The sequence below is a fragment of the Alphaproteobacteria bacterium genome, from assembly GCA_016699735.1.
Taxonomy (GTDB): Bacteria; Pseudomonadota; Alphaproteobacteria; order Micavibrionales; family Micavibrionaceae; genus JAGNKE01.
In genome coordinates, this window is sequence record CP065008.1 from 2,518,408 (window position 1) to 2,542,949 (window position 24,542).

Below are 24,542 nucleotides of genomic sequence, written 5' to 3' on the forward strand. Positions count from 1 at the left end.
AAAGAAGAGAAATAATCGCGATAAAAGCGACATTGACTAAAATCATCAAGGAACTAATTTTCATTCACACACACTCTCTCTCTTAGATAAAACTTAACCCTACTCTGCGGCTCTTTTGAAGCTCTGGGCATCCTGCGGGTCGTCGCGGATACGGTCCAGGAACCCGCTCACCGCCCGCTCCAGACCGTCCGCCAGCTGCGCGATATTGTCAGCGGAGGTATTCAGCATCTGCGCCGCGCTCCCCGTCTCGCTCGCCGCCACCTGCACGTTGCCGATGATGCTGGACACCTGCTGCGAAGCCTGCGAAACCTCGCTGATATTCCGCGTGATCTCCGAAATCACCGCGTTCTGCTCCTCCACCGCCCCCGCCGTCCCCGCCGAACTGGCGTCAATGTCCGAGATATTGCGGATAATCTCCTGCATCGCCCGCACCGCAGAACCCGTCGCCCCCTGAATCTCGGAAATACGCTTTTCGATCTCCTCCGTCTTCTTCGCCGTCTCGTTCGCCAGCTTCTTCACCTCGTCGGCGACCACGGCAAAGCCCTTCCCGGCCTCCCCCGCCCGCGCCGCCTCGATCGTCGCATTCAGCGCCAGAAGGTTCGTCTGCTCCGCGATATCCTTGATCGCCACCACGACTTCCCCGATATTCGTCACAAGCCTGTTGAGCTGATCGACTTCCTGGCTCGTCCGGCTGGCATTCGTCGACGCCTGATTGGCCTTCGCCGCAACATCCGTGATCTGGTGCGAAATCTCCTGTGCGCTCGCCGTCATCTCCTCCGTAGCCGAAGCCACCGTCGCCGCATTCGCGCTCGTCTCCTCCGAGGCCGAAGCCACCGATGAACTCGCCTCCTGCGCCTCCCGCGCCGTATTCTCCATCGTCCGCGCCGCATCCTGCAGCTTCTCCGCAGCCACCGCCAGATTCTGGATCGAGCCGCCCACTTCCGCATCGAAACGGTCCGCAAGCTCCACCATCATCCGCTTCTTTTCAACAGCCGCCCGCCGCTCGTTCTCCTCCTGCGCCCCCTTCAGACGCAGAGCCTCAAGGCCGTTCTCCTTGAACACCTGCACCGACGCCGCCATCGCCCCGATCTCGTCCCCACGCTCACGCCCCGGTATCTCCACATCAAACTTCCCACGAGCCAGATCACCCATCGCAGCCGTCATCAAGGAAATCGGTCCCGCCAGACGCCGGGAGAAGAAAAACCCGACCAGAGAAGCCACAGCCAAAATAAACAAAGTTGTCATCAGCGCGGAATTCCGCATATCGTTAATCGGCGCCATGACATCAGCCATGCCCTCCTCGGTCAGGACCGCCCAGCGCGTCCCCAAAAACTCCAGAGGAGTATAAGACGACACAACCTGCACACCGCGATAATCAGGCAGGATCACATAGCCTTTCTGCCCCTGCAAAGCCGCATCGACATGAGCGCCCGCGACCTTCGTGGTCAAAATGGTCGACGTCCCCGCCGGAGCGTAGACCGAGTCATTCCTCATCAGCCCGTCAGAGCCGACAATATACGAACCGATCTTGATAGCATCTTCGGAGTCAGACTTGTTGCCGCCGTTCATGATCCCGTTGATCCGGCTGATCGGCATCTGGAAAGCGATGGCTCCTTCAAATGAGCCATCCTCGGAAACAATGGGTTGCGCGATAAAGCTCGCCGGAACGTCGTTGCTGGGCTTGTAGGGTTTAAAATCGAAAAACGCCTGAAAATCCTCTTTGGGGTTCTGCTTCACGGCGCGGAACGCATTCGCCAGATCGCTGTCTTTCCAAGGACCGGAGTTCATGTTCGTCGCGAAATCCAGCTCCTTGAACACCGTGTAAACGACATTACCGTTCTTATCGAACAGGAAGATATCGTAATACTCCCGCGTCTGCTGAACCTTATGGAACCAGGGATGATAGGTGCGGTGGAATTGATCGTAAACCGTCCCCTGCTCCGGCCCGTCATACTTGTCCTTCTGTCCGGCGGGATGCGGGTTGCGGTCGGCCAGATTGTCAGGATTGATGTAAAGGGATTGCAGCCGCTCGGTCTGGTTGATCGCCAGATCCCCCCAGCCTACCTGAAAATCGCGCAACGCCTGCCGCACATAATCGCTCTGCGCCATCACGGAGAGGTCTTCACCGATGGAGCTGAGGTAATTTTTAAGAGTCTCGGTTCGGGCATCTCCAAGGGAAAGGAGGCTCTCCTCACTGGCAACCAGCGCATCCGCAGAAGCCTCCCTGACGATAAAATACCCCGTAACCCCCGCCGAAAGTGCGGCCAAAGCAGTGATTAAAAGGGGAAGTTTTTGCGAGATTTTAAGATTTGAGAGACCCATGATATTCCTCATCCTGAAGCAAAAAAACGGGAGCCGCAGGGCTCCCGGTTAAGCTAGAAAGTTCTTGAAAGACTGAAGATTACGCGCTCGGCGCACCCGTCCGCGCATTCCTCCGTCTCGTCCAGATCGGTATCGACATACTGCAAGGAGGCATCGAACCCGTAAAGGCTGTATCCGAGACCGACAGACCAGTCGTTGTAATCGTCAACTCCGAAATCCTCTTCTTCATCAATCTCCTGATGCCCGACATGAGCCGTCAGGGACAATTCCTTGTAAATCGGCACATCCGCGGAAAGAGCATAATATTCAGCATGGCCGCTATCCGCAAAATTGTTGGGCGAATAGTTAAAGGAAGCGGTCAGGGCTGCGACCTCGAAATCGTACCCCATGGAGGCCGCAAACTCCCAGTAATCGTAATCCAGCGAGTCATCCGCCCCCGGATAGGCGTAATAAAGCACCCCGAGATCGTAGCTCAGACCCCTGAATTCCCCGGCATAACCAGCGAAAATATCAACCTCAACAGTGGCTTCGTCCCCGTCGTTGAAATCGACGTTCGAGCCCCACACCCCAGCGTAAAGCCCCGAGGTATGATTAACGTCAAACCCGCCCTGAATGGCCGGCTTCTCATTCGACTGAGCAATGCCGCGGAAGGAGTATTCCGTCACAAACCCCAGACTTCCGGAGAAACTGATCCCGGACGACGCCAGGGGATCTTCGGCAAAGGCAGGAACAGGCGCCAACGCAATCCCCGACAAAACAGTAAGCAAAATCTTCTTGTTCATGTGTAACCGTCCAATATGAAAAGGTTAAAGAGTTGTTTTTTTTACGAAGACAGCGGAACGCGAAGCGCACAGTACAGACAGGATACTAATTCAAAAGCGGAAAAACACAGGACAGGAATTTAATAAAAAACTCCAATACTCCACAGGAACATAAAGCGCCCGACCTGACAAGACCCTGAATACATGAGAATTCATGAGATCAGCCCTAAAACACATAAAAATATTGTAATTTATCTTTAGCGGAGCTATAAAGAGCTACTTACAAAAAAACGAAGTGATTTTTTTAAAGCGTAATAATGATCTTATCTTTTTAACGTATATACTGCTCTAGTTATTATTGTTTGATCATTACTTTCACGACATAATTTTGTTTTATATAACCATGGCTTCAGAGACAGATCAGGAAGAAACTTTCACCCAAGAGGCAGAACGTCTGGCTCAGGAAAGGATTGCCGCCCTGACTGCTGAGGATGAAGACGCAGAACTGAAACTCGCGCTCGCCACTCTGATGAAAGTCGCAGAGAGACCGCCAAGAGCCCCTCGTGGCATCAACGATGTCTGGGGTTGGTCGGTAGGAAATGAACACGCCCTGCAACCCGGAACAGAGTCAAGACAGCAGGTCATAGAAAGAATAAGACGCTCTTACACAGCGGAGCCAAAAACGGGGGGAAGCAGAAACGAAAACGAAAAGGGAGCCCTTGAGACAATAGCTAGCGCACTCGAAAATATTAAGGATAACCCAGGATTCGCAAGCCATGACTTAAAGAGAATTGTTAAAGCTCTCGATACGATCATTTCGGATCGAATCGGACCAGGCGACGACCCGTCAGGAAAACCTTCAAAATATTTGCTTTTACCCGGAAGCAAAACTGCGGCGCAGATCGCCATGGAGACAGCTGCACCGGTTCCAGAACCGACAGCTGGTTCAAAAGATTACGTTCATGCCCGCTCCAATGTCGACCCAAACTTTATCGAACTGGAGCAACGCCATGGCAAAACCCAAGTTTATATAGAATTGCAGCGCATCAAGCTTGGAATGATGCCCCTCAACGAAGACATTGCTAAGGCGATAGCGGAAATAGCCGAAAAAGTGGATAGCGAGGCAAAACAAGCCCTACGGGATACCAAAGCGGAAAGACAGTATTCTCCTGAACCCCACTCTGGGGGTACAACCCAACTTCATGGAGACAATTCAGACACAGATATTAGCCATCACACAGCCAACGACGAACAAACAGGCGCGAAAACAGTACTAACTGACGAGGCACAGGCCGGTATAGCGGAATTGGGCACACCAGAGATAAGAACGACAACAAGCCCCTCAAAAGCCTTTATTCCTAAGAGGTCGAATGATTTCACGAGAGATAACGAGTTCGAAGATACTTCTCTCGGACTAAGAATCAAATGCAGAATGAAGGGTCTTGCGTCTATAAAAACGAAAAATTTCTCCTTTGATTATTCCTTCAAGGAACTTGTTTATGCTTATGGCTTTCTCGAACGCCCGAAAGGAATAATCGAAATCGCCGAGGCAGAGAACAGCCGTTACTACCCCTTCACGATTGATTACATTAGGTTTATTTCTGAAGCCAACAGGCTTTATGACGAAAAAAAAGCTTTATCAAGCGTTCGCGTAGAAGCTGACAAGCAAGGCCCCCTGTCCCGTATGCGCCTTAGATGGAAAGATCATGCGGAAGGGGCGCCATACAGAATGGCCGGTTGGGAGTTTTACAGGTGGTCCAAGCAAATGACACGCGAAATACACAGAATGCAAGGAAAGCCGGATTGGGATAGACTCGAAGAGCTTAAAAATTGGAATGATTGGGGTAAGGAGCCCGCAGATGTCGAACCCCACGGCCCAGCTTGATTTTTTAAATATTTGTCGTTTGAAGACAAAATGGCTATAATACTACGAATATCTATAATACTACGAATATTAATACAGAATAATATGTTAGGGGCAGCAGGTGCCAAAGGGGAATAAGCTACAAACGTTAACAATCGGAATCCCCGTGTACAACGAGGAACAGTCTCTCCCCTGCTCATTCACGTCCTTGGCTGAGGCTATCAACCAACTGCCGCGGAACGTGAATGTTGAGGTGATTTACTGCCTGAACGGCTGCACCGACGATAGCGGGAAAATCCTGAGGGACTTGGCTGAGAACGGCCCGCGCATCGAGCGTCTGGAAATCATGACCTCGGAACCGGGAAAAATGAACGCCCAGTTGGCAATACTTGGGAAAAGAACCTTCAATGATGGCATGATCTGTTTTGCCGACGCCGATATTGTCATGGAACCTCAGACGCTCGTCGCGCTGATGGGCAAGCTTCAGCAGGATCAAAACTGTCAAGCGGCCTACGCGCACGTAGAGCCTCACGTTCCCAACCACCCCTCCCTTTTTCAAGATTTGCTCTTGGCCCACTATATCTCCCGGGTGAAGCAGCCCCCTCGCAACTATATCCACGGGCGCACCTTCATGATGCGCGACGGCTCCCTGCTAGAAACCATGAGAGACGATCTGCCTCAGAGAGTCGAGCGGGTCCGCAATGAGGAAAATCCCTGGTTTATGGGCCATCTTGGCCTCGAAGAGGGACCGAAGGTGGATGATATCTATCTATCGAGAGTCATCGCGCACAAATATGGACCTAATGCCATCTCTCAGGTTCAGGGCGCGACAATCCACTTCCATCCCCCGGAGAGCCTAGAGGACTATATCGGCGTCATGGACAGAACCCTCACCGAAATCAGGCGCCTGGACCTGCTTTACCCTGAGCATAGATACCTACAGGAGACAGTTTTTCGCAGGGATTTTGACAACGCCAACAACCCCACTCTTCCCGCAGACACGCGAAGACAACTAGGTTTATTGATCGAAATTGAAAGAGTACACTGCAATCTGATCAAGGATTCCTTGACCCCACCGGACATGAGGGTGAACGAACTGGGAAGCAAACCCTGGGTCAGCGCCCCCACGACCAAGAAATCTTTCGGCGATCCCTCCGACCCGAACTTCCTGACAAGCATCACGAACGGCGCACTTCCGGGAAAAGACGCCAAGCCTGCCCAGATTGTCGTGGGCTCTGGGCCATCCGGAATTAAGGCCGATGAAATCATGGATGGAGACACGGATCCCCTTCAGGAGGATCATACCCACCTGGCACAAAAACCGCCAGAACCGCCCCGCGAACCCGGCGGTATGCACTAGGAGTGAGTGGACATGAGCAAACAGAACGATTCAACCGATAACAACCCGCCCTGGGAAGTCGTTGATGGTGGCCTCCTCGTAAACGGCAAGGTCTACACCAAGCTCAACCTCGCCTGCGGCGTCCCGCTGGAAAAACATTTCCCCGAGCCGTGGCTGAATGTTGACGCCGAACCCGGCGCCGCCGACCTCGTGATGAGTATCGACGATCTGCCCGAAGAATGGACCGGCCTGTTCGAGGAAGTTCGCGCTTCCCACGTTTTTGAACACTTTACCCTCGAAGAGGCGCCGGACGTAATGAACGAATGGGCGCGGGTAACCGCGCCCGGGGGAAAGCTGAGGGTCTGTGTTCCTGATTTTGCCCTTGTTGCTGAGGCATATTTGAATGGGAAAAAGGACCGTAAGGGCCGTCCCGTCCTCTCGATCGATCAGACCACCCATATGACGACGCAGGTTTTGGGCCGAGGCTATGAAAAGCGGGACATGAATCCTTTCATGGTACACCATATGCTCTATGATGAAGAAACTTTAGGCGAGAGTCTTATACGCACGGGCGTAGCCAGAAAAGTGGAAAGATATTCCGTCGAGGACGACCCCTCCCAGAAATTCGACCCGCCGATCAAAAACGACGCCAGCAACCCCGCCTACACCTTGAATATGGTGATGACCAAATGCCGTCCGGACGAACGACCCCTGCAAAGGGATATTAAGCCCGCAGAATTTGAATTGGGAATGTAGCAGGATGCCAACCCCCGAACGCGAAACTGCAGGAATAGACGTGGAGTTTCACCAGGCGGGAGTCCCGGTAACGGCGGCCAACGAACCTATGAGAGCAACACCTTCGCGTTTCCGCTTCCACCCCTTCACGAATGATATTCCCCAACAACGGATATCCGCCGTCCTGCTCGTCCCTTTCTTACCCGATGGAAAGATTGTGGTCGTTCAGCATACAAACAGGGGCTTAGACATACCCGGAGGACACCGGGAAATCGGCGACCGATCGGACTACGAAACTGCACGCCGGGAATTCAAGGAGGAAACAGGCTTGGACGTGGGGCAGATGATCCCCTTTCTCCTGATGGAGTCTGACGATTACCGCGATGAGGACGGACCGAAATATATGGTCGTCATGGCCGGCATCATTCTCAACATTGACAGACCCTTTCCGGTATCCAACGAAGTCACGGCACGGCACTTTCTTTCACCGGAAACGTTTTTGGAAGTCTACAGCGGCAATATTCAGGATATGCGTTACATTTTAAGCGAAGCCGAAAAGATAGAAGGCATACACAACGGCATTACTCCTAAAGACCCGGACCTGGGCCTGACCAGCAACCTTTAGGTTTTGAGCAATGCCCCCCAAAGAACTGCAAGTTCTGATAGAATTCTACTTCATGCGCCATGCGGAATCCGTGGCGAACCTCAACCGCATCGCCAGCGGCAGCGGCTCAGACAGCAAATTAACGCAAACAGGCGAAAATCAGACCCGTCAAGCCGCCGCTTACCTCAACAAGATTGACCCCGAAGTGTCCGAAATCTACCACAGCGAAATGTACCGCGCCGTGCAATCGGGCGCTGGAATCGCTGACATCCTGACCCTTCCGCAAACAGAGAAGGCGGCCTTTAACGAACAGATGCTCGGCGAATGGGAGGGCTTGCCCTGGGAGGAAGCCGCCGAACACTTCCTGTCGGGCGAAGACCCGCCGAAGGGCGAGAATTACGCCTCCTTTCACCACCGCATCATGGAAGGGTTAAAGGACATCGCCGCCAAAAAACAGCCGGAGGGTAAAATTCCCCTGATCGTCTCACACGGCGGCGTTTGGCTGGCGCTCAATGAAATCTGCGGGGATAGATCGGCGAAATGGCCGGAAAATTGCGACATCTACAGGGTCCGCCTGACCGGGAATTGGCAAAAACCCGTGATGAAGGCGGAGCAGGTTTTTAAACTACCCCCTCAGGAAAATCATTTAACGTTCGATGCCTAAGCGAATATTTCCCAATATCCCCGCCGGATCGAAAATCATTTTGAACTGCGCGGCAAGAACCTGAACCTCCTGCGGCACATAGCGATGATAATAGGCCTGATTGGCCGGACCGATCCCATGCTCCGCGCTGAAACTGCCGCCGTAAGAGCGCACCAGCAGCTCATAGACCGCCTCCCGCGCCGCTTGCGCCTTCACCGCATCATATGGCCCCGCCGCTTTGGGCCACACCAGATTGAAATGGTCACTCCCATCCCCGCAATGCCCGAAATCACAAAGCTTAAAAAACGGAAAGTTGTTTTTCAGCAGCATTTTGGCCTCTTCTTTAAAGACCCAAAGCGAAGAACGGGACGCAGAGATATCCAGTCCAATGACTTTTCCCTCCTGGCGCAACCCTTCGGAGATATGATGCCGCAAAGCCCACAGCCCTTCCGCCTTTCCTGTCACCGCATAAATAATCGGTTTGTCTCCACCTTCATCGTACCGCGCCATGACGAAGGAAATCAGGCGGTCCTCAAGAAGCGGCTCGGCTTCTTGAGTCGAAAGCTCGATCAGCAGCGCATAGTCAGGGATATTCCCCCCGAACGGATCAGGCGTATTCGCAACGTGTCGAATCGCGCAATCCATGGCATTGCGCGACATCCCCTCAAAGGAGGTCAGTAAAGGGCCGAACGCCCTCTCCGCATCAAGCAATAGCGCATTGATATCCTCGAACGAGCGCGGCACCGCCAGCACCGTCGCCGTCTGTGCCGGAATCGGCGCCAGCGCCACAACAGCCGCCGTGACCACACCGAAAGCTCCGCCCGTACCGATAAAAACCTGCTTGAGATCCAGCCCCGTATTATCCTTCCGCAAACCTTTGAGCAGATTGATAATATTCCCCTGCCCGTCCACAACCTCCAAGCCCAGCACATTCCGCCGCACATCGCCGTAACGGATCAGGCGGCTGCCCCCCGTATTTGTGGCCACCATGCCCCCGATGGTCGGATCGGCCCCCAGATCGATCGGGAAAAACAAACCGTGTTCGGCTGCTTTGGCATTGAGAGCGGATAAGGCCACGCCGGCTCCGGCAAGAGCGGTTTTGTTGACGGGGTCGATTTCAAGAACCGCGTTAAGCCGTTGCAGAGATAAAACAATCTGGCCTCCGCTCTGATCGGGAACCGACGCGCCGACCAGCCCTGTCGCCGCCCCCTGCGGCACAAGCCGGACTCGGCGTTCGGCGCAAACCTTGATGATCGCGCCGACCTGCGCCGTATCCGCGGGCCGCACAACGCAGAGCGCCCGCCCGTTGTCATAGCGCCAGTCTTCCTCGTAGCGGCCCTTGTCCGCATCGTCCGTCAACACGTTTCCCGCGCCAACAATCCGCTCAAGGGTCTGAAAGAAATCGCTCATCCTCATCAATGTGGCATGAATTGTCGGCTCTGCGAAGCAGCAAAAAAACACGAATGTGGCCTTTTTACATCACAGGCAAAAAAAGACCGTGGCCATGATGAAGAAAACCCGCCGATAATTTATAATCAGCAGAACAAGACTTGGAATCGGCGAGTCGATCTTTCACAGACAGACATGAGCAGCAAGAACATTCGGTAAAGACTATGGAATTCGATATCTTTTACTGGGACAGCGAATATAACCTCCGCCTGCTGGTCAATCTCGGCGTTGTGGTCGCTCTCTTCACCTCCCTGCGCTTTTTCTCCGGTGCCATCGCGCATATTAACGCATCCGAAGAACTCCTCAAAAAGGACAACCCGGCCTTCGGCCTTTCTCTGGCCGGAACAACGCTGGCCGTGACGTGGATGCTCAGTGGCACGATCTATGGCGACCCGGAATTAACCGTGCTGGACGGTGCGCTTCTGATTGCCTTTCACGGCCTCCTCGGCCTCCTCTTAATGGCTTTGACCCGTATTATTTTTGATAAAATAGCCCTGCCGAAAATTTCCCTGCGGGACGAAATCGTCAACGGAAACATGGCCGTAGCCATCGCCGACACCGGCAACGTCCTCGCCGCCGCGATTATCATACGCGCCGTCATGGTCTGGTTTCCGTATGACGAACTCTCCACCTCGACCGTCATGACGCTCGCTGGGTGTTACGCCCTCTCGCAGGTCATGCTGACCTGCGCCACCATGGCCCGTATCCAGATTTTCAAATACAAGCACGAGGGACGCAGTTCCGAAGAAGAGCTTCGCAGCGGGAATATCGCCTACGCCCTCACCTTTGCGGGCCGGATCATCGGCACCGCGCTGGCCATCGCCATGGCCACGCACCTGGTGCCTTCCGAGGATACGGATTTCAACGCCATGCTCATCGGCTGGGTTGTGGCCTCCTTCGTTGTCACCGTGATCCTGAAAGTCCTTTCGACTATTACGGAAAAAATCCTGATGTATAACGTTGATTTTTCACACGAATTACTGACCCAGAGAAACATCGCTGCCGGCGCCGTCCGCGGCGTGATTTACGTCAGCCTCGGCATCCTTCTCGCTGAAATCTGAGACCCCGCCGAAGGATAAAGTCCCCTCAGGCCGTAACAGCCCGGAACTCTGAAAAAAGGGCGCAAGAAAAATCGGGCGCACGAGCCAGAAAACTGTTCCCTTCCCGCGCTTTAAAGGATAAAACCTTGGGGAAATCAAAACATTGGCCTTACAGCGGCGGACCGCGAAACCGCAAGGAAAACCGGACCTGATGAAGCAGTCATATCTTATAGCGGCCGCTGTGGCCGGACTTCTAATCCTGTGGATGCTGCCGGGTCTTCTGGGTTTTGGCAAAAAATCAGCCGAGACGGAAAGCCTTCAACAGAACACCCTGATGGCGGTGGAAATCGAAGAGCAGGACAGCAAACCTGTTATTAGCTTCATTGTAGCCCAAGGCAACGTCACGCCGAACCGCGAAGTCACCCTCCGCGCCGAAACGACAGGAAAAGTGAAGGAAATTCTGAGCGAGGAAGGGCAGGACGTCAAGGAAAGCGACATCATCCTGCGTCTCGATATGGAAGATAGGCAAATCCGCCTCGAACGCGCCCGCGCCCGCCTGACGGAAATGAAAAGAAAATTCGAGGCCGCGAAGAATCTCAGCGTGAAAGGCTACGCCGCACAAAGCCGCACCGACGAAGCCCTTGCCCAGCTCAAGGAGGCACAGACCGAAGAACAGCAGATCATGCTGGAAATCGGGGACACGGAAATCCGCGCCCCCTTTGACGGCATCCTTGACAAACGAAATGTAGAAATTGGCGACTTTGTAAATATAGGAGACGATATTGTCACGATCGTCGATAATACCCCCCTGGTCGTCAATGTTCCCGTCCCACAGAAGGAAATCGGCGAAATCGCACTCGGCGGCAATGCCCTCATCAAAATCGCCGGAGGCAAGGAAACCGGGGGAATGATCCGCTTCATCGCCCCCAAGGCGGACGAAAGCACCCGCACCTTCCGCGTGGAAATCGAGATTCAGAACACTACCACCCTCTCCTCGGGAACCAGCGCCGAAGTCTACATCCCCAAGAAAAGCGTCAAGGCCCATGCGGTTTCTCCGGGCATTCTCACCCTCGATGACGCGGGCCGCACAGGCATCAAGACCGTGGATGATGCGGACATCGTGCATTTTAATGCGGTAACGATCGTCAGCGCAGAAACAGACAGGCTGTTCGTCTCCGGTCTTCCTGAAAGCGCCCGGATTATCGTCAACGGCCAAGGTTTTGTTCGAGAGGGCGAAAAGGTCAAAGCCGTTCCGGCCGTTCAGGAAAACGACGCATCGGCCAAGACCGGAGATCAGCCGCATGAACGCACTGATTGACGCCGCCCTGAGCCGTTCGCGGCTGATGATCCTGTGCCTTCTCTTCATATTCATGGCGGGAATACAATCCTTTGGCAGCATCCCCAAGGAAGCCGAGCCGGACATCCCCATCCCGATCATCTATGTCTCCATGTTCCATGAGGGCATTTCGCCCGAGGACGCCGAGCGCCTGCTCGTCCGCCCGATGGAAAAGGAATTGAAGGGTCTGGAAGGCTTGAAGGAGATCAGCGCCGTAGCGACCGAAAACTTCGCCTCCGTCACCATGGAGTTCACCGCCGGGTTCGACCCGGATCAGGCCATGCTCGACGTCCGTGAAAAGGTGGACATCGCCAAGGCTGAACTGCCACCCGACACCGAGGAACCGCGGGTCATGGAGGTCAACATCGCCCTCTTTCCCGTTCTCTCGGTCGCCCTCTCCGGCCCCCTGCCCGAAAGGGCTCTGGTCAGGATCGCCCGTGACCTGCAGGACAAGATCGAAGCCCTCCCCGGCGTCCTCGAAGCCGAAATCGGCGGCGACCGGGAGGAAATGCTCGAAGTCGTGGTCGATCCCACCGCGATGGAAAGCTACGACATCACCTTTCAGGATATCTACACCCTGCTCCAGAACAACAACCGCCTCGTCGCCGCCGGAGCCATGGACACCGGCGCGGGCCGCCTCGTCATCAAGGTTCCCGGCGTCATCGAGAACGCGAAGGACATTCTCTCCCTCCCGATCAAGGTCAGCGGCGGCACCGTCGTCACCTTCAAGGACGTCACCGCCCTGCGCCGCGTCTACAAGGATCCCGAGAGCTTCGCCCGCCTGAACGGTCAGCCCGCCCTCGTCCTCGAAGTCTCCAAGCGCGTAGGCACGAACATCATAGAAACAATCGAAAGCGTAAGAAAAGTCGTCGCGCAGGAGCAGAAAAACTGGCCGGAATCCCTGAAAGTCACCTATATGCAGGACAAATCCGTCCAGATCCGCGATATGCTGAGCGATCTCAACAACAACGTCATGAGCGCGATCATTCTCGTGATGATCGTGATGATCGCCTCCATGGGCGTCCGCCCCTCGCTGCTGGTTGGCATCGCCATTCCCGGCTCCTTTCTGGCGGGGATACTCACCCTCTACCTTCTGGGATATACTCTGAATATCGTGGTGCTGTTCAGCCTGATCCTCGTTTCGGGAATGCTCGTGGACGGCGCGATTGTAGCCATCGAATACGCCGACCGCAAAATCGCCGACGGCATGGAACGGAACGAAGCCTATGCTTACGCCGCCAAACGCATGGCCTGGCCCGTCATTTCCTCGACCCTGACCACCCAGATCGTCTTCCTCCCCCTGCTCTTCTGGCCGGGGATCGTCGGCGAATTCATGGTCTATATGCCCATTACGGTCATCATCACCCTCTGCTTCTCGATCCTGATGGCCCTGATCTTCATCCCCGTTCTGGGCCGCATTTTCGGCAACCGCGCCATCGCCGACCCCGAAAGCATGAAGGCGATGATCGCCGCAGAAAGCGGAGATTTAGACAGCATCAAGGGTCTCGCCGGCGGATATATCCGCGTCCTCGGCACACTTTTGGACCATCCCGCGAAAACGCTCGGATTTGCAATCTTCATGCTGGTCTTTTCCTACGCGGCCTATGCCACCGTCGGAAAGGGCGTAGAATTCTTCCCCGACATCGAGCCGGATTTCGTGCAGGTGCAGGTGCAAGCCCGCGGCGACCTCTCGATCCACGAAAAGGACGAACTGGTCCGCCGCGTGGAAAAGAAAATTCTGGGCATGGAGTCGGTCAAGTACGTCTATGCCCGCACCTTCGCCAGCAGCAGCGGCGAACGCGAAATGCCCGAAGACGCGATTGGCATCATCCAGCTGGAATTCGTCAACTGGCGCGAACGCCGCCCCGCCTCGGATATCATAGAGGATATCCGTCTGGCCATTCGGGACATTCCCGGCATCAAGGCGCAAATCCGCAAGGAGGAGCATGGCCCCGGCGGCGGCAGGCCCGTCCACGTCGAGGTGCGATCGGATTTTGCTGAAAAACTTCCCCCCGCCGTGCAAAAGGTCGTGGACATCATGAACGGGATCGGCGGCTTCGTGGACATTGAGGACTCCCGCCCGCTCCCCGGTCTCGAATGGCGCGTAGACATTAACCGCGAGGAAGCCGCCCGCTACGGCGCGGACGTCGCCACGCTGGGCGCCGCCGTCCAGATGCTGACCACCGGCCTTCTGGTCGCGGAATACACACCCGACGACGCCGACGAGGAAATCGACATCCGTATGCGCTTCCCCGCCGAGGAACGCAATCTCGACCAGCTTCTGCAAATCCGCGTCCCCACCGCGCTCGGTCATATCCCGGTGAAAAACTTCGTCCAGTTCAACACCGCCCAGAAAACCGGAACCATCTCCCGTGTGGACGGCCATATGGCCTTCACCGTGCAATCCGACGTCGCCGAAGGGATGCTGGTAGACGATCAGGTCGATAAACTCAAGCACGCCCTCGCCAAAGCTAAAAACGAATTCGACCCCGCCGTTCAGATCGTCTTCAAGGGCGAGGACGAGGACCAGCAGGAAGCCGCCGATTTCCTGAGCAACGCCTTCAATGTCTCGGTCTTCATGATGACCGCCATCATTATCACCCAGTTCAACAGCTTCTATCAGACGATACTCGTCCTGAGCGCGATTATCTTCTCCACCGCCGGAGTCATGCTGGGACTGCTCATCACCGACAACCCGTTCGGCATCGTCATGTGCGGTATCGGCGTCATCGCCCTCGCCGGGATCGTGGTGAACAACAACATCATCCTGATCGACACCTACAACGAATTGCGCCAGAAATTCGCAACGCCCAAGGAGGCGCTGCTGCGAACCGGCGCACAACGCCTCCGGCCGGTCCTGCTGACATCAGTGACAACCGTCCTGGGCCTGCTGCCAATGGTCTTCTCGGTGAATATCGACTTCATGAGTCAGGATATCTCCTTTGGCGCCCCCTCGACCCAATGGTGGGTCCAGCTTTCAACGGCCATCGCCGGCGGCCTGACCTTCGCGACGATGCTCACGCTGCTGCTCACCCCCTGTATGCTGATGCTGGGAACAAAAATGTCCGGCTGGGTTGCCGCCCGCAAGCAAAGGAAGGCCAAGGCATGAAGAGTAAGTTTAAATATCATTTCTCCCTGATGCTGTTCCCTCTTTTTCTGTCCGGCTGCGGTGTGGCGACGATCAATTTCGACGTCCCGCCCAACTGGACATCCGAAAAACCCCGCGCACCGGACGCCGAAGTCGATCCCTATCCCGACTCCGGCTGGGCCGGGGATTTCAACGATCCCTTGCTCACGCAGTACGTCACAGACGCGCTGGCCCATAATCATGACCTCGTGCAGGCCGCCGCCAGCCGCGATATCGCCCGCGCCCAGCTTAAAAAGGCCGGCTCCGGCCTCTGGCCCGTTCTTGATCTCCGCAGCCTCGTCCGCCGCAGCGGTTCGCTCGACAGCAGCGATTCCGGCGGCTTCTCCAATTTCGGCGGCAGTTTCTCGAACAGCGATTTCAGTTCCGGCGGTGGCGGCTCGACGACCTACGACGTCTCCCTCGATGTCAGCTGGGAGATCGACGTCTGGGGCCGCGTTCGCGCCGGAAAAAAAGTCGCACTCTATGAGTATTACGCCGCCGAAAACGACTACGCCGCCGCCCGCCAGTCCCTCGCCGCACAAACGGCAAAGGCCTATCTCCAGACGATAGAATCCTCCAAACAGCTCGAACTCGCCCGCGCGTTTGAAAAGAACCTGAAAAATACGCTCGACGTCACACAGGCTTTCTATGACGAGGGTCTCATTTCCCTGCAGGACGTTCATCTGGTCAAATCCGATCTCGCCCGCGCACGCGAGTCCATCCGCAACGCGGAAAGCGCAGACCTTCTCGCTCGCCGCAGCCTCGAAATCCTGATGGGCAAATATCCGGCGGCCATGATAGAAAACGAAACGGATTATCCAGCCCTGCCCGCCCCCGTTCCCGCCGGTATCCCCGCCGAATTGCTGGAACGCCGCCCCGACCTGATTGCCGCCGAACGCCGCGTCCACGCCGCCTTCGAGCGCACGGAACAGGCCAAGGCCGCACGGCTGCCCCAAATCTCCCTGACCGGCTCCTTCGGCGGGACCAGCGATCAGCTCAGGGACTTGACCGATCCGGCCAACGTCATCTGGTCCGCCGCCGGAAACCTGCTCTTCCCCATCTTCAACGCCGGAAACCTGAAAGCCGATGTGGACATCCGCACAGCCGAACAGCAGGCTTCCCTCGCCCAATACCGCCAGACGGCTCTGAACGCCTTCGGGGAGGTCGAAACCGCCATCAGCAACGAGCAGCTTTTCCGCCACCGTTCGCAGGATCTTGACGAAGCCTACGAGAACGCCAAACAGGCGGAGAACATCGCCGACGCCAATTTCAAGGCCGGGGAGATCGAACTGCTCGACCTGCTCCAGATCAAGCGCAACACCATCGCCATACGGATCGACCGCGCCAGGGCGCAGCGCGAACTGTTGGAGCAACGCGTCAACTTGCATTTAAGCCTCGGCGGTAAGATACTCTCCCAAGAGACTCAACCAACCGAAAACGGAAACAGCAAATGACCGCATCATTGGCTTTCGATTGGCAAGACCCGCTAAGGATCGAAGACAGCCTGTCCGAAGAGGAGCGGGCCATCCGCGACACCGCCCGTGCCTACGCACAAGACCGCCTGATGCCGCGCATCGTCAAGGCTTACCGTGAAGCCGCTTTCGACCCTGCAATCCTCCAAGAAATGGGCGAACTCGGCCTGCTCGGTGCCACACTGCCCGAAGAATACGGCGGCGCAGGCGCGAACTATGTCTCCTACGGCCTCATCGCCCGCGAAATCGAGCGCGTCGATTCCGGTTACCGCTCGGCCATGTCGGTGCAATCCTCTCTGGTGATGTTCCCGATCTGGAAATGGGGCTCGGAAGAGCAGCGGCAAAAATACCTCCCCGGCCTCGCCGCAGGAACGAAAATAGGCTGCTTCGGCCTGACCGAACCGGACGCCGGCTCCGACCCCGGAGGAATGAACACAAGGGCCATCCGCACCGGCAAGGGCTATACCCTCAACGGATCGAAAACATGGATCAGCAATGCGCCTATCGCGGACGTGTTCATCGTCTGGGCCAAATCCGAGGAACATGACGGCGCGATCAAGGGCTTCATCCTCGAAAAGGGCATGAAGGGTCTCTCGGCCCCGCCGATAGAGGGCAAGCTGTCGCTCCGCGCTTCGATCACCGGAGAAATCGTGATGCAGGACGTCTTGGTCCCCGAGGAAAACCTCCTGCCCGCAGCCTCCGGCCTCAAAGGTCCATTCGAATGTCTGAACCGCGCCCGCTACGGCATCGCGTGGGGCGTGATGGGTGCGGCGGAGTTCTGCTGGCACGCCGCACGGCAATATACGCTCGACCGCAAGCAGTTTGGCCGCCCGCTGGCGCACACGCAGCTCGTCCAGAAAAAACTGGCCGATATGCAGACCGAAATTACGTTGGGATTACACGCCGCCCTTCAGGTCGGCCGCCTGATGGACCAAAACGCCTTCGCCCCGGAGATGATCTCGCTGATCAAGCGCAACAACGCCGGCAAAGCATTGGACATCGCCCGCACCGCCCGTGATATGCACGGCGGCAACGGCATTGCCGAGGAATTCCACGTCATGCGGCATCTCTGCAATCTGGAAGCCGTGAACACCTACGAAGGCACCCACGACATCCACGCCCTGATCCTTGGCTGCGCCCAGACGGGACTCGCGGCGTTCTAAGGCGATGCACACGGCGGGAAAATCCCTTCCCAAACAGCGCCGGATTTTCTAAACTGTCCGTCTGCAAACAGGAAAGGGCTTTCGCATGGACTCGGCTGCATGGAAGGAAACGCTCGAAGTCATGAGCTATGTGGTGCAGATCGTTGGCCTGCCCGGCGCGATCTATCTGTTCCTGATGGAACAGGCCAAGGAGCGCCTGACCGAACAGCAGGAAATCGACGGCCAGCTCAAGGAGCAATATAACCACATCCTGGATATCCTCATCGACCACCCCGAACTCGATAACCATCAGGAGCCCCTCTCGGGCGATCAGGCCAAGCAGCAGGAACGGATATACCAGCAGCTCATCAGTTGCTTTGAAACCGCCTTCATCCGCCTGTACGGGCGCGGGAATAAAAATATGCAAAGAATGTGGAACTCCTGGCAGGACGGCATCGACGAATGGCTGCGCCAGCCCAATTTCTCCAAATCCCTCTCCCGCCTCCTGATCGGCGAGGACGAAAATTACGCGCACTATATGACAGAACGGGCGAAAGAGTTGCCGAAAATACCCTTCCCCCCGGCCTACAGCGAACCCGCAGACCCGCCGCAACCCTGATAAATAGCTCTAAAACCTTCTGCGAACTTGCACAAAGCGTATTTTTTTCCATATATTCAACCAAGACTGCAACGGCATATTTTGTAACTTCAATCTAATCGTGGATAAAAGTGATCCGGCGCTATCAATGGAAGTAGTTGAGCCAAAAGGTTTTTTAGAAACATTCAATCATTTAAGCCCTTCGATGGGTTTGAACGCCTCGGTAATAAAGCTTGAGAGAGACGATAACGCGGTTCTGGAGATTATGAGAACTTTGCGAGACCAGGGACAACGGCGCTTTGTACCATTGGTCAAAATATCGTCGGATGCTTTGGCTTCTGTGCCTCTATACGCAGGGAACGGAATCGTTTTCAAGATTATGGCACAATCCTGCTCAACTCCTTCAGAAAGCACCCTGTTCAAACTGCCGCCCATCACCGTTGATACCGTCCCCGGCAGAAACGAGGATTTTTTAATAAAATCGTATCCTTGGCTTTCACCTAGAGGAGTCACAAGGGAATCCTTAGAAAATTTGCGTGAGGTGTTGGAAAGTCTAGGAGCAAGAATCAAACCGAAGGAATGCCAGCCAAGAAACATACACCGCCTGCCCGACAGGTTTGGAACGCTGATTTCGGTTGATGAGGATATATACGATGGAAAACCGATTGATCCCGTTATATCCGACGCATGGCTGGACTATATCTATAGTATCTTCCCGATCTACGAAAAAGGTGCGATCCCACCGCAAGATGACCAGACGGATTTTTCCTTCGTCTCAATCCACGACCGTAAAGCAGCCCAATACACTTTCTCAGGTTGCAGGGTTGTAGAGGCGGTTCGCTATGATTTCCAGATGTAGAAAAAACTGAGCCATTTCAGCGATAACACAAACGCAGCGTGATTTCCCTCCGCGCCCCTCTTCCGGGATTGTCCCCTTCGACGACTATCTCTCCGGCGCGGCAGACCCGGCGCTCGATAATCTGGTGGCCAATCCATAATTTTGAAAATACGGGCGTCAGCCCGCTCAATCGTCTGGAACTAAAACTGGAAATACAGGAACGGCGAATAGCTCATCGCCAGCAGGCGTGAGACCGCGATCACGAACAACCCGCCAACCACCGCCTGCATCAGCAGATTGGGCGTCGTCTTCATCGCCGAACTGCCCTTCGACAACTCCACGGGCGTCCGCCCGCGCTCGAAATAAGGCATGGTGAAAATCAGCGCGATGCCGCCGATCAGCGCGACGATCTGCATCCCCTTGACCTGCCAGCCCAGCGCATCGCTGATCCCGATGCCCTGTAATCCGGCCATGCCCTGATACATCACGATGGCATCGCCCAGCGTATGGGCGCGGAACAGCACCCAGCCGATCATGACGAACACCAGCGTCAAAAGCGTCATGAATATGCGCTTGAGGATGTTCTTCGGCGCAGTCCCCTTGATGCCCAGAGCCCGCTCGACCGCTAGAATGGCGCCGTGCCACGCGCCCCAGAGAATGAACGTCCAGTTCGCCCCGTGCCACAACCCGCCCAAAAGCATGGTCAGGAACAGGTTGATATAGGTCCGCACATTCCCCTTCCGGCTGCCGCCCAGAGAGATATAGAGGTAATCCCGCAGCCATGTGGACAGGCTGATATGCCACCGCCGCCAGAAATCCGTGATGCTGGTGCTGGTATAAGGGTTGTTGAAGTTCTCGATAAAGCGGAAACCCATCATCAGGGCGAGGCCGACCGCCATTTCGCTGTACCCGGCAAAATCGAAGAACAACTGGATCGAATAGGCCACTGTCCCCAGCCAGGCATCGGCCATGGTCGGGTTCTCAAGCGCAAAGGCCGCATCCGCCAAGGGCGCGACCGTATCCGCGATCAAAACCTTCTTGGCAAACCCGGCCATAAAACGGTAAGCGCCCTCCGAAAACAGATCGAGGCTATGCTTGCGGTTGGTGAACTGCCACACCAGATCCTTGTATTTCAGCACCGGTCCCGCAATCAGGTGCGGGAAGAGCATGATAAAGGCCGCAAAATCGAACAGGTTCCGCGTCGCCGGCGTATCCTTGCGCCAGACATCCACGATATAGCTGATCGCATGAAACACGAAGAACGACACCCCGATCGGCAGGATAACATGCGCGTATTCCGGCGGAATCGCCACCCCGAAATCCATCATCATGTCATTGAAGCTGTGGACCCCGAAATTGAAATACTTGAAGTAGCCGAGCGTCAGGAGATTCGCGGCCACCCCGCCCCGCAGAAGCCAGAGCGCCCGGCGATAATGGGTCTCGTGATATTTCTCGATCAGCAGGGCGCACAGCCAGCTGAACCCGATAATCGCATAAAGCATGAACAGGAAATCGAGCCGCCACCAGGCGTAAAAAACCGAACTCCCGATGGAAATCACCGGAGATTTAAGGTTTTTCCCCGCCAGATAATACAAAACGAGGAAGATAGGTAAAAATAGAAATAAAAAAGTTGGTGACGCGAAAATCATAAAACAACCCTGTCAAAAAGCCCCATACCTTATGACGAGGTCCGAAGGAAAAAGCAAGAATATATTATCCATAACAATAACATCGGGGGCGTTTTTTACACAAAAAGTTAATTCGTTAAGTTTTATTATGTAAATAAAAAACAGCCCTTATACCCTATCAGCATTAGAAACCTAGGTTTCAAGCCAAAAAGAAACAAAAGCGATTCAGGAACCGTTAACGATTCAGTGCTAGCGTTGACTTTATGAAAAAATAATATGTCAACAGTAAGCGCATATGACAAGCCAGTGCCCGGTGTGTGGGCGCTGAGTAAAAAATAAAAGAAGACTCCGAACCCAGTGTCCGCCGGGACTCTTAACCTGTACCGGCCCTTGGTTTGCCGTGCGCCTGTATTCTTGTGATCCAGAAAGGAAGAGTAAACATGAATATCTTTGACCCACGGAACTACGGCGCTAACCCGAACGACAACATCGACGATACGCAGGCCATACAATCGGCTCTCGACGCCGCCAAACTCGCCGGCGGGGGCAAGGTCGTTCTCGACGAAGGAACCTATATTATCAAAGGAACCGGAACGGCCTCTGACGGCGCCCTGAGGATCTACAGCAATACGGAAATAACGGGCGAAGGCATGGGCAAAACCATCCTGAAACTCGCCGACGGTTGGTCTGCCAAAATCACCGGCTTAATTCGTACGCCCGTCAATCAGGTCACCACGGATGTCATTATCCGCGACCTGACCCTCGACGGCAACCGGGCCAACAGCACCGCGGACGTGGACGGCATCATGACCGGAGTCCTGCCCGGAAAAAGCGAACACGACGACCGTATCCTGATCGAGCGGGTGGAAATCCACGATGTGTCGCGCATAGCCTTCAACCCGCATGAACAGACCAAAAACCTCATCATCCGGGACAGCGTCGCCCACCACAACAGCTGGGACGGCTTCATCGCCGACTTTGTATCCAACGCGATCTATGAAAATAACGTCGCCTACGCAAACGACCGCCACGGTTTTAACGTGGTCACGCACAGCCATGACGTCATCCTTCGCAACAACGTCGCCTACGGAAACGCCGAAAACGGCATCGTCGTCCAGCGCGGCGCCGGAAGCCAGACGGTTGAGGGTTGGGAAAACCTGCTCAACCGCGACATCCTGATCGAAGGCAACACGGTCTACAACAACGGCTCTAACGGGATTCTGTTCAAACAAGCCGAAAACAGCCAGATCATCAACAACGTGATCTACGGTAACGGCCACGACGGCATCCAGCTCGAGGGCGCGAACGAAATCATCGTTGATGGCAACCAGATCCTGTCCTCGACGATCTTCGGCATCGAAATCCGCCCCTATACGGGCAGCCTCGGCGGACCGGGATCGTCCTACGACAACATGATTATCAATAACGTTGTCACGGCGGTTCAAAAAGCCTTCGTTGAAACCGGCAGCACCACCATGAACGACACGTTCGCAGGCAACCTCATCGGCAGCCTCGGCGTGTCTCTGGTCAGTTCCTCGACCATCACCAGCAGCAGTATTTCATTCGTCTACGACAAAATACACCTGACGGTCACCTTACCCCAAAATTACGGAACAGGCGGCGAAGAAACGCCTCCGCCCCCTCCTCCGCCGATCGACCCTCCGCCCGTGCAAGGGGTCTTCCTCTCGGGCAATGAAAAAGATAACACCCTGACGGGCACGGATTACAACGACACAATCAAGGGCCGCTCGGGCTACGACAAGCTCTACGGCGGCAAGGGCGACGACTACCTCGAAGGCAACGAAGGCGGTGACATCATCGATGGTGGCACCGGCAAGGACACCATGAAAGGCGGCGTAGGCTTTGACACCTTTGTCTTCAACGCCTTCAGCGAAGCCGGACAGGGCGACGTCATCCAGGACTTCAACGTCCGCGCCGACAAGCTCGACCTGACCGACATGATGAAATCCTTCGTCGGCTTCACCAAGGCCAAGGCCTTCGCCGAAGGCTACATCAAACTGGTCCAGAACGGCGAAAACACCGAAGTCTACGTCGATCAGGACGGTCTGTCGGGATCGGGAGCCTCCAAACTTCTGGCCGTTCTCGATAAAACGGTGGTCACGGCCTTCCGGGACACCAACTACATCATGCCCGATGTCGGCCTGCCCAAACCCGTGGTCACGACACCCGACGCCAATATGTCGCCCAGCCCGGTCAATCTCGCGGGCACAACCGGGAACGACACCCTGCACGGCAGCAACGGCGTCGATACCCTGAAGGGCAACAGCGGCGACGACAAGCTCTATGGCTATGCCGGCGACGACAGTATGTGGGGCAATGTCGGCAACGACACCCTGCTCGGCGGCAAGGGGTCCGACTGGATGAAGGGCGGCGAAGGCGCCGACCTCTTCGGCGTCACCGTCAACGGCACAGACCGCGATACGATCGAGGATCTGCGCGTCCATGACGGCGACCGTATCCAGATCGACAACATCCTGAACTACGACCAGACGACAGACGCGATCAGCGACTTCGTCCGCTTCACCACGGTCGGTACCGATACGGTCCTCTCCGTCGATGCCGATGGTCTGAACAACGGCAGCCAGTTTATCGCCGTAGCCACGATCAAGGGCGTCACAGGCCTGAACGCCGATCAACTCCATCTGGATGGCGACCTGATCCTGACCCAGAACGTCAACGTCTGAGAAAGAACAAATAACCGTATAAAACCCCTTCCCGCGAAGGGGTTTTATATTTACGGACCAAGGACGTCCATGAGATAGTCCGGTCATGGAGAATGCCCTCACCCACACCGATACAAAGCAAAAATACGGCTCAAAAGACGCCCTGCCCCTTTTGGAAATACGCAGCAGCGATATTTACGCCACCGTCGCCCTCCTCGGCGCACAGATTCTGGAATGTTCCATACGCGGCAAAAACCTGCTCTGGCTCAGCCCCAAAGCCAAATTCGAACCCGGAAAGCCCGTGCGCGGCGGCATCCCCTTGTGCGCCCCGTGGTTCGGCATCCACCCCGATCTGGCCAAACCCAAACACGGCTTCGTGAGAAACCGACTCTGGACTTTGGAAAACATAAGCAAAAGCCACAACTCCGTAACCCTCCTCCTGTCTCTTACCCATGAACCCGACGCGGTCTTCCCCCATGCTTTTCGGATGGAATACACCATCACGATCGCACAGACGCTCTCCCTCCAAATGGAAATAAGGAATATCGGCACGGACTCAATGCCCTTCAACTGGGCCTTCCACTCCTACCACCCGGTCAACAGCCTGAGTATGGCCAGCGTGACGGGCCTCGAAGGTCTGACTTATCTGGACGCCACGGACAATTTTGCAAGGAAAACCCAGATTGGCCCCATTCTTTTCTCTGCCGAAGTGGATCGTGTCTATGAAAACGTTCCGGAAACCCAGACCCTGAACACATCCCCCGCGATAGAAATATCAGCCAGTAACTGCCCCTCAGCGATTATCTGGAACCCCGGCCCCGAACTGGCCAAAGGCATGGACGATGTCGGGGAAGAGAACTATCAGGGTTTTGTCTGCGTCGAGCGTGGAGCGGTCCACGGCAACGCCCTCACTCTGCCGTCGGATCAAAGCTACACGGCAACACTGAAAATCGAGTAGCT

Annotated in this window: 18 protein-coding genes; 14 read left to right on the top strand and 4 right to left on the bottom strand. The window is 55.5% G+C overall.

The window, feature by feature from the left end; all coding sequences use genetic code 11:
• Positions 1-99: 99 nt before the first annotated feature.
• Entirely contained in the window at positions 100-2,322 is a 2,223-nt protein-coding gene (locus IPN28_12605; protein ID QQS57075.1) for a HAMP domain-containing protein, read from the bottom strand.
• A gap of 53 nt (positions 2,323-2,375) precedes the next feature.
• Positions 2,376-3,104, bottom strand: coding sequence for a hypothetical protein (locus IPN28_12610; GenBank protein QQS57076.1), 729 nt, complete (start codon positions 3,102-3,104; stop codon positions 2,376-2,378).
• Positions 3,105-3,486: 382 nt separating this feature from the next.
• On the opposite strand from IPN28_12610, the gene IPN28_12615 reads away from it, so the two are divergent.
• The 5 genes from IPN28_12615 to IPN28_12635 all read left to right on the top strand — a co-directional run bounded on the left by IPN28_12615 (position 3,487) and on the right by IPN28_12635 (position 8,289).
• Positions 3,487-4,968, top strand: a complete 1,482-nt coding sequence (locus IPN28_12615; protein ID QQS57077.1) for a hypothetical protein — start codon at positions 3,487-3,489, stop codon at positions 4,966-4,968.
• 145 nt (positions 4,969-5,113) lie between these two features.
• A complete protein-coding gene (locus tag IPN28_12620) occupies positions 5,114-6,307 on the top strand; it encodes a glycosyltransferase family 2 protein (protein ID QQS57078.1) in 1,194 nt (397 codons plus the stop codon).
• A 12-nt stretch (positions 6,308-6,319) separates the two neighbouring features.
• The gene (locus IPN28_12625) at positions 6,320-7,042 is read left to right on the top strand and encodes a hypothetical protein (protein ID QQS57079.1); all 723 of its coding nucleotides are present in this window, start codon (positions 6,320-6,322) and stop codon (positions 7,040-7,042) included.
• An 88-nt stretch (positions 7,043-7,130) separates the two neighbouring features.
• Positions 7,131-7,646, top strand: a complete 516-nt coding sequence (locus IPN28_12630; protein ID QQS58634.1) for an NUDIX domain-containing protein — start codon at positions 7,131-7,133, stop codon at positions 7,644-7,646.
• 10 nt (positions 7,647-7,656) lie between these two features.
• Positions 7,657-8,289: a histidine phosphatase family protein gene (locus IPN28_12635; GenBank protein QQS57080.1), complete on the top strand. Its 633-nt coding sequence runs from the start codon at positions 7,657-7,659 to the stop codon at positions 8,287-8,289.
• On the opposite strand, the gene IPN28_12640 is transcribed toward IPN28_12635, so the two are convergent.
• Complete coding sequence (locus IPN28_12640) at positions 8,272-9,678, bottom strand: FAD-binding oxidoreductase (GenBank protein QQS57081.1); 1,407 nt, start codon at positions 9,676-9,678, stop codon at positions 8,272-8,274. The two genes, IPN28_12635 and IPN28_12640, sit on opposite strands and share 18 nt — an antisense overlap.
• A gap of 203 nt (positions 9,679-9,881) precedes the next feature.
• On the opposite strand from IPN28_12640, the gene IPN28_12645 reads away from it, so the two are divergent.
• The 7 genes from IPN28_12645 (at position 9,882) to IPN28_12675 (ending at position 19,291) form a co-directional block, all read left to right on the top strand.
• Positions 9,882-10,778: a DUF350 domain-containing protein gene (locus tag IPN28_12645; GenBank protein QQS57082.1), complete on the top strand. Its 897-nt coding sequence runs from the start codon at positions 9,882-9,884 to the stop codon at positions 10,776-10,778.
• Between the two features lie 190 nt (positions 10,779-10,968).
• Positions 10,969-12,075, top strand: a complete 1,107-nt coding sequence (locus IPN28_12650) for an efflux RND transporter periplasmic adaptor subunit (protein ID QQS57083.1) — start codon at positions 10,969-10,971, stop codon at positions 12,073-12,075.
• Entirely contained in the window at positions 12,059-15,202 is a 3,144-nt protein-coding gene (locus IPN28_12655; protein QQS57084.1) for an efflux RND transporter permease subunit, read from the top strand. Before IPN28_12650 ends, IPN28_12655 begins: the two co-directional genes overlap by 17 nt.
• The gene (locus IPN28_12660; GenBank protein QQS57085.1) at positions 15,199-16,674 is read left to right on the top strand and encodes an efflux transporter outer membrane subunit; all 1,476 of its coding nucleotides are present in this window, start codon (positions 15,199-15,201) and stop codon (positions 16,672-16,674) included. The genes IPN28_12655 and IPN28_12660 overlap by 4 nt, the downstream gene beginning before the upstream one ends.
• The gene (locus IPN28_12665; protein ID QQS57086.1) at positions 16,671-17,855 is read left to right on the top strand and encodes an acyl-CoA dehydrogenase; all 1,185 of its coding nucleotides are present in this window, start codon (positions 16,671-16,673) and stop codon (positions 17,853-17,855) included. Before IPN28_12660 ends, IPN28_12665 begins: the two co-directional genes overlap by 4 nt.
• Positions 17,856-17,940: 85 nt before the next feature.
• Positions 17,941-18,453 carry a hypothetical protein gene (locus IPN28_12670; GenBank protein QQS57087.1) on the top strand — a complete coding sequence of 171 codons (513 nt, stop codon included), beginning with the start codon at positions 17,941-17,943 and terminating at the stop codon, positions 18,451-18,453.
• A gap of 127 nt (positions 18,454-18,580) precedes the next feature.
• On the top strand, positions 18,581-19,291 hold the full coding sequence (locus IPN28_12675; protein ID QQS57088.1) for a hypothetical protein: 711 nt from the start codon (positions 18,581-18,583) through the stop codon (positions 19,289-19,291).
• A gap of 179 nt (positions 19,292-19,470) precedes the next feature.
• Here the strand turns inward: IPN28_12675 and IPN28_12680 are convergent, their stop codons facing one another.
• Complete coding sequence (locus IPN28_12680; GenBank protein ID QQS57089.1) at positions 19,471-20,919, bottom strand: MBOAT family protein; 1,449 nt, start codon at positions 20,917-20,919, stop codon at positions 19,471-19,473.
• A gap of 419 nt (positions 20,920-21,338) precedes the next feature.
• On the opposite strand from IPN28_12680, the gene IPN28_12685 reads away from it, so the two are divergent.
• Entirely contained in the window at positions 21,339-23,603 is a 2,265-nt protein-coding gene (locus IPN28_12685; protein ID QQS57090.1) for a right-handed parallel beta-helix repeat-containing protein, read from the top strand.
• Positions 23,604-23,688: 85 nt separating this feature from the next.
• The gene (locus IPN28_12690) at positions 23,689-24,540 is read left to right on the top strand and encodes a D-hexose-6-phosphate mutarotase (GenBank protein ID QQS57091.1); all 852 of its coding nucleotides are present in this window, start codon (positions 23,689-23,691) and stop codon (positions 24,538-24,540) included.
• Positions 24,541-24,542 lie beyond the last annotated feature (2 nt).